Below are 15,337 nucleotides of genomic sequence, written 5' to 3'. Positions count from 1 at the left end.
AACATATGAATTGATTCATCCTTTCGAAAAAAAATAAGGGGAAGCCCTTGCACCTTCCCCCCATTCGTAGTTAGCCTAGTATCAATCTAGCAATAGCTGCAAGATCCTCGATGTCTATTTTTTTGTCACCGTTCATATCCGCTTTTTCATACATAGCCCAGTCCGGATCATCAACAGAATTCTTTCCATAACCAGCTGCGACGAGCGCGAGATCACCGATGCTGAATTTACCGTCTCCATTCAAGTCGCCAGCTGCCGCTACATTCACGGAAGCTGTAAAGACTTGCAACGCTGCCTGTAATTTGGAGATCGCTTGATCCACTTGTTCCTGAGTAGCTTCGCTTTGACCCGCTACTGCCTTGGCGCTATCAATTGCCGCTTGCAATAGTGCTTTCGTACCTACTGGATACTGACCGATTCCAGTTCCTTCTACCGCTGCATCATGTGATGCTTGTGTGCTAGTAATCAGCGTTTGCAATGCCGCTTTATCCACGACAATAATTTGAATTGTGAACGCGGAACCATTGCTCACAGCTGTTTCGATTCCGCCAGCACCCGCAACAGCTACGTCGGTTAAGAAGATGGAGCTCGTTACGTTTTGGCCAGCCTCTTTGGCTTTGAAGTTCAGTTTCAATACAGGAGCCGTCTGCTTTATAGCACTTCCAGTTCCCGAACTTGCCAACAGAACACGGATCTCGCCTTCCTCTTCTTTCTGTCCGACGATCGAAAATCCACTTTGCAAGGCATCGACGGACAGGAGTTCTACTTGAGCCGGGTCATAATGAATTGTTTGATCCAGCGCATACACATGTTCTGCAACATTGCTGAGCGTGTAGGTCACATCAAAGGATTCACCTGCAATGACGCTTGTGGCTCCGGTAGCCGTTAGGGTGTAGTCAGTTGTTACAGGTGCTGCTTCCACGATAACTTTTTGCAAAACATTACCCGGATAACCTTCAACATTAGCAACCGCAATGATTGTACCTGCATTTGCATACAGGGATGGATCGAACTCAGCAAATGTTAACGCCAAATCCTTAGATTCATTTGTAAATTGAGCACTAATCGTTTCTGCCAGTACAGGCGCAGTCCCTGCAACGGTAGTAACATCCGTGAGCTCACTGATCGACTCAAGTCCCGCAACGTTTACCGTTGTGCTTACTTTTCCGTTCAATCCGACCAGCCTTCCTGTCACTGTAATCGTGCCAGTAGCATTCTTTAAAGATGCTGTACTCACGCGATCCCATTGGATATCCACCGTTTGATTCGTACCGTCTCCGAACGTTACTTCGGTTGTCGTCGGCAATACAGGAGCTGTTCCAAGCTCGGTAGTTACCGGCGCAATCGCCGCGATCGAAGAAATTGTGTACGTTTTATCAATATAAATGGTATAGTCCTTACTGCCCGCTGATGTGATTTCTGAAATGACCAGCTTGTTTCTTCCATTGTTTAGTTCTGGAAGCGCTACTGCAGTTGTGTAGTCAGAGAAGTTTGCTGTAATATCTACGTCGTTGAACGTTATCACCTGCTCTACACCCGCCAATACTGGTTCCGGTTTAATGAAAGTAACCGGTTGAGCATTATCACTGACAATTGCACCGTAGGTAGTATAATTCGGATTATAAGTTCCCAACAACGATACATTCCCCAGATTGAAGTCTGAACCATAATTTACAAACGTCGGATTAGAAATAATCTTTATATCATCTAGTAAAACAGTAGAGTTAATTCCTCCAAATGCAACACCTCCAGTAGAGTACGACCCGTCATTAACCGATAATATTTGGGTTCCATCTACAACAAATCCGACTTTACCGCCATACGTCTGAATTTGGAAATCATGCCACTCCGTTGCAACAAATCCAGCTGGCACCGCAACCCTTCCTAGCGAGACGTCACTTGTTGGAGTGTGCTTACTAACTTCAAAATATGGTGTTCCAGCAGGAAAACCGGTTACTCCGCCTTTATTTCTGCGGTAGATCACCTGATAGGCTGGCGGGTTTGGTTCTTTTCCATTTGTGTTGATATAAATTGTGAAATTATCATAGGCTTGATTTAATATGTTAGTGGAACCCCAGCCAACGAATTTCCACTTCATATTGACAATATAGTTGTTCCAATCGGCACTCGTTTGATAATAACTTTGCCCATCTCCGATCACGGTTTGCATAACTTTATTACTTGGATCTGCGGGATCGGCAACAACGCTCAAAACGGGAGCAATTCCGCCCTTAAGACTAAAACTAGGCACAACGCCGTCTTCAAAATTGAGATCTAGTCGTGTTTTGTTCTCGTTGGAGGTATCGTAATCAGGTACAGTCTGTATTGGAATTGGACCTAGCGCAGGTGCCGGCGCTCCCCCATAAACATAAACCTGATCAAACCAGCTTGCGCCTGTACCATTAGGAGAACCTAATTGCAAATATTCTAGTGGGGAAGCAGTTGCGTCCTGATACACCTGCACATCATCGATGTACATCGTTACACCTGTTCCCGTGTAATCCCATTTCAATTCGTGCCAGCCATTAGAACGCTTTACCGCTGTGGCTTGCTCTACTCCATCAACATTTAATACATAGTTATTAAAGTTTGCGCTGCCTGAATTTGCGTTTACTCCAATACCTCTACTCTTTTCTCCGTCATCCGCTCTTGCCATAGTATAAAAGTTTTTCATGTTAAAAGGTCTGCCCGAATCGTAACCGGTTGGATTAATAGCAAACGGGTCATACATTTTAATTGATACTACTTTATTTAAAGCTTGCGGAAACTCTCGATATAGTACAGGCTTTCCGGATCCGGAACTATCGATCATCAGAGAACGACTATCCTGCATTGGTGTGCCTGCCATATAGAGCGAAGTCGTTTTTGGAAGCTTATTTTGGTAGCTCCATTTTGCCATATCAATTTCCTTGTCCTCAAAGCTGTCTTCAAAGTAAATATCTGTTGGCTTATTGACAGCAGGCAATGACGTTTTATATTCTGCTGGATAATCAACAGTGACACCGATTTTATCGAATTCCATCTTAGAAGGATCGAATGTAGGATCTTGATCGTATGCTGGCCCATAATTTAAGTTTGTGTTGTCTGAAATAAGCGCTTTATCACCATAAGCAGCTTGGAAATATGAACCGCCCTCAAAATTAAGGTTCTGTGAATTAGTAGACATCACATTTTTAAAGCTTAGTCCGTTTGCGCCCATGTCTGTATTGATGTTGTTAGGTGTAAGGTTTGTCATCGTAGGATTCGAAGCGGTTTGATCTATAATAACTTGTTCAAAATAATTGCGTTTAAAGTTAGGTTCAGGATCTTTCCCCATATAAATCCAACCGACAAAGAGTGTGCCATCATCTCCGCCGTCTTGTTGGCAATCATGTACATACACATATTCAAAACGATTGTTATGAATATATAAATCATTGTAACGGTTTAAATATTTGTCGCCAAAACCACCCACATTGTTCGGATTTCTCGCATAACCTGCTTGCAGAAGCAATCCTCTACGAGGGCTGTTGTAAATCTCGACATGTTTTACAGTGTTTCTGCCTGCATTGTTCATTGAAATACCTGCTGAACAAAGCACCAATTCACCCACATCATGAATAATCGTGTTTTCGATCAGATTATCTCTCGAGTAGCCTTCTCCATTGATGCCTCCATTAATAGGGTCACCAGGATATCCACCCTCAATTTGAATACCATCGTGACCGACATGCTCAATTAAACTATCACGAATAGTAATATTGTGGTTTGCTAAATATAATGAAATGCCATTCATGCCTCCGTTTTTTATGTGAGAGCGTTCAATATTTATATACGAGGCATAGTTCATTTTAATTATGCCGACCTGAAATTGCGGACGGTCTACACTTTCGGAATAAGATGGATTGGTTGAATTCATAGCTTCCGGCGGATATTTTCCCATACCCGTACCTGTATCGCCCCAGTTCCAATAAGGTGAATACCAATCAGGAAAATTGGTATCCGCGAACTTGATTCCGTTAAACTGAATGTTATGTACTGTATTATCCTTATCATTTCCTTTGAAAAGAACGATTGTCTCTACTTTAGGTATAATGACATCCAATTGTGTAATATCGCCTGTTGGATAATAATAAAGATAGCCTGTTTTTTTGTTATAGTAAAATTCGCCAGGCTGGTCAAGAAATCCTAAGTTTCCTTGAACAAAGAAAGAACTACGGTCCCCAACCGTAAAGCGGGGTCTGTTAAATTCAGGTTTTGCTGGGTCAGTTTTAAAAGTAAACTTGCCTGTGGTATAACCACTAAGCATAAGTGTATTGCTTTCCCAGTGTCGATCTCCGCCGTAATCATCTGTATAAACCTGCGCGTCAAAGTCACCGCGCGCCATTGCGTTAATCATTCCGTTTCTTGTGTTAGCATCCAGAATAGAGTCATTAAAAGTCATGGATGTAACGTTTGAGCCACCTGCCCCGCCACCAGTTGTTTTGTAATAGTCACTAAATGAGCTAGGAAATTTGGGACGTTTATTTAAGTTTGGCGAACGCGCCATAGTCTGTCTTGAATCATTCACATAAAGCGTATTAAAGTTTTTGCTTGGATAATCTCCTGTGCCAACAAACGTTTTATAAACCATACTCGAAATACTGTCTGGTAAATCTCCATCCGGGTTTGTAGTTGGATCAGCTGTACCGTTAACTAAGGTCCATGAGTTAGGGTCCACCTTTTCTCCGCCAATAAAATTAACAGTACCCAGTCCATCCATTTCACGATAAATAATGTTATGATCATTTGTTCCAGAATCCGCAACACCAAATTCTACTGTGTTCGTAATGTAGTAATCACCGGCTGCAAAAAAAACATAAATATCACCTGTCATATTACTGTTAATTTTTGCAACAGCATTACGAGCGCCATCTAAAGTAGCAAGCGGCTGTTCATAGGTTCCTGGGTTTTCGTCATTCCCTGTGGGTGATACAAAGATTTGTGCCTGAATATTGCCATGCTGTACGGTTTCGGCCCTCACATTGGCTACCGATATTCCAAACATTGTTAAAGTCATAGACGCCGCGAGAACGATACTCAGTAATCTCTTGAGCATGAAAACACCTTTCCTCTCATTTTTATTATTAATAGGATTTATTGTCCGATTACCCGTTCACACCACCTCCTTCATATCGAACAACTGTTTGATTTATGGCCGGCGCAGTTACTGGAAATTTTAATTTCTCATTGTTTTCAATAATAGCTTCAATAAAGTATTCGAAATCTTCATCTGATTCCGGCAATATGGAAACTTGATAAACACCGCGGTTGACATGAGTGCATGTTGCTTTTTGAAAATCCTCTTGTCCAAGATGTCTCCAATAAACTGTTGCGTCTGCTGGACTTGTTACATTACAAATAATGATCACTTTCAGTTGGAGCATCTCACCAACTCCAATGCTCGTGCGAACTGTTGGAACGACCAATCGTGATTTACCCGAAAAAACATTAGGCGGCAGTGCATCTTCTGGAAGCGGCTTGCCGAGTAAATCCTCAAGCTCCTTACCAAGTTTATGAAGCTGAGTCTGCATGGTCTGTTGCTGAATATTGGCAAAGGTTCCCATTTCACCGGGTGTAGATATGGTTGCTAGCAAATAACCGTTTAATTCCGAATACTGAGCTTCTAGTTGTTTGTAAATCGGTAATAGCTGAGCGTTAGCAATCATTTGTTTATGATCAATGGAGGTATCCGCATGAAGTCCTCCTAGCACCCTTTCATATAGTCCTAACGTACAGCCAATCTGGGCAGCAGCGCGTACAAACCGGAATTGATTGAGCCAATAATCGTATCGGTCCAGATGCCCAGCACCTTGAATACGACTGCGTAAAGCTTCTAATTTTTCTATAAAATCATACTGAGCAGATACGTCATCCCATGGTGCTCGATTCACTTCGATCGTACTGCCCGGACCTGATACCCAATTGATTGGACGTGGTAGATTACCATCTATTTCAGTAAAAATAGAAGCTGCATCTGCCGCCATTTCTGGACCAAATTGAGCTGTTGTCCAATCTTCATAAAAATCTGCAATGGGCAAGTCGCGATCTCTGACTTTAAGCTCTGGCAGATCCGCTTCATATGAACCAACTGCTGGTCCTCCGCAATTGATAAATCGCGAGTAAGCAAAGCCCTCAAACTGATTAATATCGTCGGTCTTCCCTACAACCTCTATCGCACTTAAACAAGCTTCGCCGTTATGACTTCTAAACGTTAAATCAAGCACTCCATCCGATACTTTTACTTCTTCGATCGAACGTTCCCAAGGCCTATTAATGCCAGCCCCAGCAAAGATGTCGAGTTGAAAAAGTCTTGCCCCTACACCGCTATTCGTGTATACATCAAAAACTCGTTTGCCTGGTTCTTTCATTTCCCACTCTTTGAATTTCAGCGTCAATTTATAGGTGCCGTTGGGTATTTGCAAACGGTATCCTTTCATTCCTATTCGAACGGTATCATAGATTTCATCTGAACAATTTAACATTGTTTCTAATTGTTTGGATTGCCCCCCTGTACATCCTTCAGAACTATAGTCCGTTTCCACTTGTTTTCCGAAGTCGGGATTCCAGCTTGCTTGCTCCCAGCCTGCAGCTGCAAGAGCAGCAAAGGTTGGATCAATCACTTTGGTTCTCCAATGGATGCCCATTAATCCTTCGCAGCCATAAGATAGCGCATCTGCGGCATCACGACGCATCCGACCTGCCCACAATTGCGGCAAATTCATAGCAGGATCGTCTTCCACCCAAGGAATTGCCCACGTTGGACGTTCTTTAATCACTTGAAAGCTTGGCTCCACGAAATCAAGTCCGAGATTTCGATTAATGCAGCTGAAAGGCACAGATTTAGGAAGATGGCGATCAAACAATGTCCGATCCGCTTGGGGGCCAAGTACCCAGCCGCTTGTTGCAACCTGAATAGCAGGATTTACTTTTTCTGCGGCTTGGATCGCCAGTTGGATATCTGTTAATGTCGCTTGCGTTTGTTCTGTTGAATTGCCACCCCATGTCCAATGCTCTGGTGTCCATAACCAAAAATAATCAAGCGGGTGAACACGTTTGATTCGTGTAAAAATCCCCTCGTAAAGCTGCTGAACTGTCGCTTGTTCCTGAGCGTTCAATCCTTTCTCTAGTAAATGAGATTTAACTTCTTCTGGTATAGTAAGAGGTCCTTCCATTCCTAAACATGTGGTAATGTTATATTCCTTCGCATAATCGAAAATGTTTTTTAATACGCGTCCGAAACGATTGAAAAGTTCATTACTTGCTTCCATATCTTTTGGCCAAGGAGCCATACCTTGCATGTAATCCGCACCATAGTCGTCTCTCTCGAACAACTGATCGCCACCATTGGTAAAGCTGCTCGTTGTTTGCGCCGCATAACCCCATGCTCCGTTAATAGTCGTATAATGCCTAGATTGATAACTGTACGTTACGTCGCCATTTCCCTTCACATCTTCTGCAAGTCCGATCCAGGTTGTTGGCTCCGCACTAGCATATAGATTTGTTCGCGGTCTCTCCGGATACGTATGCAGTCCAATAAAATTCATACGCAGCTTCGTCAGTTGGGAAAGTACGCTTTTATAATCATCTTCACTCCACCAATCCGGTCCTTCCGGGAAATCATGGAAAGGAAGAATACCCCGTAAACGAAATAAAGGAGAGCTCGTTTCATCAAGGTTTGGCAAATAAAAAGGAATTTTTTGGTCAGGCACGATATCACCATGAAGGGAAAACCGGATTCCATAATGCTCAGCTAAACGATACGCGGCAAAAAGCAATCCTCCATCTCGTCCACCAGTTACGGTAACCCATTCCCCATTAGCGATTGATAGCGTTTTCAATTCATAGCTCTGTTCACGCACTGTTTGCTCTTTTTGCTCTCGTTGCTCATTTACCACAATAGAATCCCTAATCAGTCTACTATCCGGATATCCGATAATAATTCCATTCGCACCATCTGGAACGAAATCCTCCGAAAGGATAGGTAAAAGGGTGGAAGTTCGCAAATAAATGTACCTGCGTATTTCCTTTGCCGCAAATTTTTCATGCTTGGAAGCGTTGCGCGAGTAAATAATTAGATTTTGTTTAATCATGAATCGTCACTCCAATGTTGTGCGTTGTTGATCTGTATATTATGAAATAAGTTTACTTCGCGATAGTCTCACCAACAATGGCTGAAATTTGTTTATTGTGTCTGTAATTGATCGTTATGTATTTATTGTAGCTGATTCATTTTCCAGTGCTGATTACGAATATCTGTAGGTGTATGATTGGTCCATTTCTTAATCGTGCGTGCAAAATGATAGGAAGTTTTGAAGCCGCATTGATAGGCCACTTCTGTGATAGTCAACCCGGTATGGACTAATAAATCCACGCCTTGTTTGACACGATACTGCCATAAATAATGTATTGGAGTCATTTTCATATGCTTGTTAAACAATCTAATTAAATGCTCCTCTGTAACATTCGCTGCTTTTGAAAGATCGGATAGACTAATGTTGTCGCTATATTGTCTTTGAACGAAATTTTTAGCTAAGTAAACCGCAGGGTGTTCATCTTGACCTTTCTCATGTTTGCATGCTTCAGCTGCATACAAATAAAAGGCAGTTAAACCAAGCGCACGAAGCAGCATTACATTTTCCCATGCGGACTTATGTTTAAGAGGTATCATCTGATTAACCAGCCGGTTCATTTCTTCAGATACTGGAATAGAAAAAGGCAGTTGCTTAAAAGCATTTTCAATCTCCGTCGAGCCTTGCTCCACTTCTATAGTTATCCATCGATGCCAAGTTTCTTTCTCTCTAGCAAATTCGAATCTCTCCCGATGACCAGGCTTCAGAAGTACAACATGGCCAGGTTGAACAATATGTAATACTTCATCTATCCATAAATGAAGAGATCCCGAATCTAATATGAAAAGCTGCCAATCCCGCTGAACACGTGGTCCGAATTGACTGCCTGGTGAATATACAATGGTGCCCGGTGATGCTTTCAAAATACGAAAAGCAGGAAAAGCGGATTCCATTTCATTTTTCATATGTCTTATTCCCCCTTCCAACCATGGTTACCACAATTGATTCAGCAGAATTAAAAAAAAGGGGAGGCACTGGACCTCCCCCCATCCGTTGTTAACCTAGTATCAATCTAGCAATCTCTGCTAGATCAACAATGTCAATTTTAAAGTCACCGTTCATATCCGCTTTTTCATACATAGCCCAGTCCGGATCATCAACAGAATTCTTTCCATAACCAGCTGCGACGAGTGCGAGATCACCGATGCTGAATTTACCGTCTCCATTCAAGTCACCAGGAGCCGCTATATTCACGGATGCTGTAAAGGCTTGTAACGCTGCCTGCAATTGAGCAATCGCTTGATCCACTTGCTCCTGAGTAGCTCCGCCTTGAACCGCTACTGCCTTGGCAAGATCAATTGCCGCTTGCAATATCGCTTTCGTACCTACTGGATACTGACCGATTCCAGTTCCTTCTACCGCTGCATCATGTGATGCTTGCGCACTTGTAATCAGCGTTTGCAATGCCGCTTTATCCACGACAATAATTTGAATCGTGTACGCGGTACCATTGCTCACCGTCGTTTCGATTCCGCCAGCACCCGCAACAGCTACGTCGGTTAAGAAGATGGAGCTCGTTACGTTTTGGCTAGCCGCTTTGGCCTTGAAGTTCAGTTTCAATACTGGAGCCGTGTGCTTTATTGCACTTCCAGACCCAGCACTTGCCATCAGAATTCGAAGCTCACCTTCTCCAGCTTTCTGTCCAACAATCGAAAACCCACTTTGCAGCGCATCGACTGAAAGGAATTCGACTTGACTTGGGTCATAATGGATCGTTTGATCCAGCGCATACACGTGTTCTGCAACATTGCTGAGCGTATAGGTCACATCAAAGGACTCGCCTGCAATGACGCTGTCGTCTCCCGAAGCAATTAAGCTGTAGCTAGCAGTTTCGACATTTGCTGTAACAGTTATTATTGCTTTAGCTCTCGCTGTTGTTCCTTCAACTGTGCCTGCAACAGAGAACACGCCCTTGTTCGCCACCATGTCCGGTGTAATAGAATCCCAGGCAACGTCAATCATACCGGTAGTCCCATCGTTGTATACAGCCTCCACCTGTGCAGGCAATGCTGGGATTTCACCTTGCTTCGTGTCCACAGTGACCGATTTGTAGTCTACGATTGTTTTCACAAATGGCTTCTGCGCTTCGAACGCCTCAAACTCCATCAGTCCGGGATTGTTAGCGATCTTCGTGATCGTTAGCTTCACCCAACTGGTTGTGATTGGCGTTTCAAAATCCACTATATTATCTCCACTAGCTTTCAGTCCTGACAACTCTCTTGATCCGCCTTCCCATTCGAGTTTGGCATTCGTAAACACGTCAAGTGGCGAATTTTCCCGTTCCACGAGATTGATGCTGCCGAGCGTAACTTCCTGATCGAACGTCAGCTTGATCCATGGGTTGCCCAGACTACCTAGGCTAGCCCATGGCGTCGTCCGATTCCCGTCTATCGCATTTCGCTCCGTATAGGAAGTAGTGTTATAAGCTGAGCTCGCCGTCACGGTCGAAGTCGATGCGATATTACTTCCCGCTACTTTAATTGACACTGGATGGCTTGCAACGGTCACCCCATCTAAAATAGCATTTACCGTAACTGTTGCTTGAAAACCGTTGCGAACATCGTCTGTCACGATGATCGTATTACTGCCTTCCACAACAGCAAGTCTGCTGTCGCTAAATTGATATGCCACAGTAGCCCTCGACAAATCTGCTTGTTCACCATTACTCAGCAAGCCTTCTAATGTAGCAACGATGGGTTCATTAGGCTTTATTGTCGTTTTATTTAGGCTAACGTTAACTTTGTCCAAATAGGCCGCTTCATAGAGTTTTCCTTGCGCATCAACAAATAAATATGAAACTTGATTGATAGAACGTCCGCCTATTGTGACCTTGATGTTCAATTTGGCCATCCCCTGTGAGACAGCAGTCAGTAGGTTGGAATTACCTACCGCAATGACATCCGGATTAGCGCTTGTTACCGTGATCTCGGCGTCATTCATATCCATCAGTTCACCCAAACCCGTATAGGCCTGAATGTCAAATTTACCAGCAGCTGCATCAATCGGCTTATACACATAGTTGAAGTTGTCGAACAAATGGGACTTGTCAGTTCCATTTATAGCCACTTCGAGCAAATCAATCGTTGAACCATTCGATCCACCGTTGAAGACGAGTCTCACATACTGCGCTTCGGCGATTAACGGATAGGAGTTGTAGAATCCGAAGTAAGCGCCGCCCGTCGGGCCGTTAACTGTGCCGGCATCCTTCCATTCCATGCCGTCAATGCTCGTTTGAAATTTGATTGTTTTAGGCGTGTTGATATAACTTTGCTCTAATGAATTAAAATTGATAGTTACATTGGCAATGTCAGACTTTGCCGGCAGCTTGTATTGAATCCACGCCTGTTCACCCGCTGGCACCGACCACTTGGATTGATCAACATGAATGCCATCAATGGCTTTACCATCAACCAGATGAACGACTGCAGCTTGCTCGTGACTAGCCGTCACTTCAGCAGTCTTTGCAAGGTTTTGGTGCGGTAACAGGTCCAAAAACACTCTATTCGTCGTGAATTTTTTGCCGTCCAGCGTTACATCGGCCCAAACGACTCCTCGTGTAGGTTGTTCTACATAAGGCGTTAAGATTTCATCTGAATTAAACGTAAACGTATTTACTTCTTGGATCGCAACAGGCGTATATTTATCGCCCGCTTTCAGATCGATAATTCCGCCATGCCATTGAATCTGTGCTGCGTTAAGCCCGATAGGTCCACCTTTCGACGATCTGCCTTCGATTTGATAACGAAGCCCTTCTAATGTGCCGTGCTCGCCATAGGCTTCTTTTCCGTTAATGTTTAAAGTCGCACCTATCATCGTTTCGCCACTATAAATTTTGCCGTCTTTTACCGTTACTTTTAACGCACCTTGTTTGGTTACCCCATCGTAAGTACCACTTACCGTGATGGTCGTTGTTCCGTTCGATACCGGTGTCACAATACCGCTGCTGTTAACCGTCGCAATTCCAGTATCCGCGCTGATGTACTCGATACCGATAAGCTTAGTTTTAAGCGCAGGGAAGGTCATATATCCTTCGGCATTGATTTGTAGCGATGCCGGTGTCAACTGCTGACCTGTCGTGACAATATCAGTAAGCGTATATTTCCGAACAGTACTGTCCGTTTCGATCTTAATAATCGTATCGATCGAATCCTCTTGAACGTTAGCAAGATTGATTGTCAAGCTGTCTCCGTTCTGCTCAAATGATTCAACTGCTTTGTCTTCATTTAACCATGTTACCTTTGTCACATGATCTTTAACTGGACTAATAGTTAACACCTTGTTAGCAATCGCACCAAATCCTTTTTTGCTATCAGGGCCTTTCATAATATGCAGGTAGATATTGTTGTCCCGATAGGTTGCATACCCCCATTGCGGGCCTGTCGTGCTGTTCGGGAAAGCAAACTTCTCGTAGTTTCCTTTTCCGTCATCTACGTAGCCATAGCCCGACAAGAAATAGGGCATTGTGCCGGTGGTAGACTCGTGTCTTTCCGGCTTGCCTACGGGCGCGAACCAGCTTGCAAGCCCTTCTCGAACATCGATAAACTCTTGAAGGGATTTAGGGTATCTTGTTACAACATCCTCCGGAGAATCCCAGTTCGTTCCACGGCTCATTATTGGCATTTGGTCATTGTTGTCCACATAGCCTCTGCCGACATTCATGATCATTTCTTTAGCGACCTGACGATAATCATCACGTTTCGCATAGTATGGCGTATAGTTGTTCTTGGTGTGAACGGACTTCCATGGCTCCATAGTAGTGCGTTTCACAAGATGATTGCCTCCTGTGTTTGCATAAATATGGCTTGCTTCGGCAGTTCTTAAATCCGGATCACCGTACTCTGCACCCCATGCATTCGAGTTGATAATGATTTCATTGCTATAATTGCGCACCATGCTGTACATTACGTCATAATTGGAATTAGGCATGGCTTGGGGACCATCAAAGTAAAGGTATATCGGATCATAGCGCAAAATAAGATCCTCAACATTTTGCACAAACACATCTGTAGACCTATGCTGTAGACCTCCACCCTCGGTTGCATAATACAAGCCAAATTTGATACCATGACGTTTTACTGCTTCTTCAAACTGTTTCAATCCATCTACGACTTGACCATTTTCATCCTTTGGAAGATATTTTTGTCGGTCATGATTCGGATCTGAAAATTTGGACGGCCAGTAATAATTTTGTTGTAGCGCTTCAACCGACACTAATGAATGCCCTTGTCTTTTTGCTCTCTCTGCCCATAAATCAGCGGAGAAATTGGGATCGACAAAGTAATTGTAGATTGGACCGGTATGCGATAATGCACCTACCCGCCCTTCTTCGAACCATTTATTCGGACGCTCTTGGACTGTGATCGTAAAATCCTTTACAGCTGTATTTCCATTTTTGTCGCTTACTTGAACGGTGAATGAGTAATCTCCCGGTGCACTATCGATACTGATAATGCCTTTGTCGCTGTTCAGATTGACATTTCCGTTCACTAATCCATCGGCAATGGTGCCGTCTGTATTTAATTCCAGTCCGTCAGGTAATTCACCATCAATAATTTCCCATGTATATCCTGGTGCGCCTCCACTCGCCATAAATTGAAAAGCCGATGCGGCAACTCCGAATTTGTTAGCCGTTATAGATTTATTCCATACATATGGCCATTCCTTATAACCTATCGGCATATTGTTGGTTGGCATTGGAGTTTGAATCGCATCGTCGGTCGACAGACCCTGGGTCACGATTTCCAGTCCACTCGAATCCCCCGTTACGGAATACACAAGACCACCCAGCTTATTGGCGTTAGAATCAGCGACTCTCCCGTAAAATCCAAGATAGGCGACATTCTGATCTTGCCCTATCGGAACGTTGTTTGCATTCACATCTTCCGTATACGTATGCTTGATTTGAATCATCAGTTTATTCCAGCCCTGCTTCAGCTGGATGGCCTGTTTGGTTAAATCCTTATGGACTTCCACCGGCGTGGTCGGTTGGGTAACACACTTATCGTTGACATACAAACGATAAGAACCGCTGGCGCCGACATTGAAATATGCTTGCTGCGCTACCGGGCTGTATACATAGGTGTGAGCGTATACATATTTGTTCCGTGTATCCATACCCTTCTTCACCGTATAATAGCCGTACAGATCCTGATAATCATCGTAGTTCCGGTTGTAAATGCGGTCGTCGAAGTATTCCCATTTGCTGCTTGTGATTTCTTCGCTAATAGACTCGCCGATCTTAGGCGCAATTACTGCGCCTGCTTCACCAGATGCAGGTGAAGGCCGATTATATACTTCAACCTCGGAAATACCTGTAATATTCGGATATGGCGTACGACCTTTATCGATTTCTATCTTCATGCCCACAACATTTTCCAGCACAGCTCTGGAATAAACAGTTGGCTGTGAAGATTGGTTTGAGGTACTGTCGATCTTTCCGGATTCTACCGTGCTGTCATCAGCCAAGGTAAATGTAATATGGTACCAGTTGTTCACATGCCGTGAGTCACCCCACTGCGCGATTTTCACTTCACTGAGCGCAATTGGTTCGCTCCATTTGAATTGAACCCACGGACTAGTATCTCTTTCTGTTACCCATTGCTTGCCTGTCGTACCATCAACTAAATTAGAAACGGGATTCGGCGACAAAGTTGCCGAAGAAGCCGTAATCGCCGAAGCCTTTGGTGCCAAATTTACGATTTCTCCAGTTGCGCATCCATAAATCTTCTCCACTGAAGCCGAATCGTAAGGACCAGATACTAGCCACGAGTTAATAAACGGGGCATTCCCCGCAGTTTGCTGTGCAGATACTTTCGTGTTAGGAAGTCCCATTATTAATGGTGTAGCAATCATTACTACAGCAAGTGTTGTGGAAATGAATTTTTTAAATCGATGAACCATTTCTTTTTTCCTCCTTTATTTTTAAATAGCTTCTCGGCATTCGCCAAGTCGGGTTGATTTGCCCAATCGCCTCCTTTTGCGATACATTTTGTAGCATTGGTTTCATGGAAAACGCTTACATAGACAGTGAGGACACATACCTTTGCAACCTAATAATAACAAGCGATTAAAAATCCGAATACACGAAAAAGTACAATTAACTTAAATATTTCTTAATTGCTTTCTTCGAAAAGAACGAATTTCTCTGTTTTTTGATATTCTACTCGAACGTATCGTGAAATTCGGCT

At 43.6% G+C, this 15,337-nt stretch carries 4 protein-coding genes; all 4 read right to left on the bottom strand.

What is annotated here, in order from left to right; genetic code table 11:
• Positions 1–70: 70 nt before the first annotated feature.
• Positions 71–5,077, bottom strand: coding sequence for a cohesin domain-containing protein (locus tag AC0YN7_RS08495; RefSeq protein ID WP_475809543.1), 5,007 nt, complete (start codon positions 5,075–5,077; stop codon positions 71–73).
• Positions 5,078–5,126: 49 nt separating this feature from the next.
• Positions 5,127–8,111: a malectin domain-containing carbohydrate-binding protein gene (locus AC0YN7_RS08490; protein ID WP_475809542.1), complete on the bottom strand. Its 2,985-nt coding sequence runs from the start codon at positions 8,109–8,111 to the stop codon at positions 5,127–5,129.
• A 122-nt stretch (positions 8,112–8,233) separates the two neighbouring features.
• On the bottom strand, positions 8,234–9,055 hold the full coding sequence (locus AC0YN7_RS08485; protein WP_475809541.1) for a helix-turn-helix domain-containing protein: 822 nt from the start codon (positions 9,053–9,055) through the stop codon (positions 8,234–8,236).
• Positions 9,056–9,146: 91 nt separating this feature from the next.
• On the bottom strand, positions 9,147–15,050 hold the full coding sequence (locus tag AC0YN7_RS08480; protein WP_475809540.1) for a discoidin domain-containing protein: 5,904 nt from the start codon (positions 15,048–15,050) through the stop codon (positions 9,147–9,149).
• Between the last annotated feature and the right edge of the window lie 287 nt (positions 15,051–15,337).

Source organism: Paenibacillus sp. J31R122 (assembly GCF_056269185.1).
Note: the sequence above shows the minus strand (reverse complement) of the source record. Positions and strands in the feature narration are given on the sequence as shown.

What these genes read in the sequence shown, in the direction of transcription:
- AC0YN7_RS08495 (WP_475809543.1), bottom strand. Translation starts at nt 5,077, where the DNA reads ATGCTCAAGAGATTACTGAGTATCGTTCTCGCGGCGTCTATGACTTTA.
- AC0YN7_RS08490 (WP_475809542.1), bottom strand. Translation starts at nt 8,111, where the DNA reads ATGATTAAACAAAATCTAATTATTTACTCGCGCAACGCTTCCAAGCAT.
- AC0YN7_RS08485 (WP_475809541.1), bottom strand. Translation starts at nt 9,055, where the DNA reads ATGAAAAATGAAATGGAATCCGCTTTTCCTGCTTTTCGTATTTTGAAA.
- AC0YN7_RS08480 (WP_475809540.1), bottom strand. Translation starts at nt 15,050, where the DNA reads ATGGTTCATCGATTTAAAAAATTCATTTCCACAACACTTGCTGTAGTA.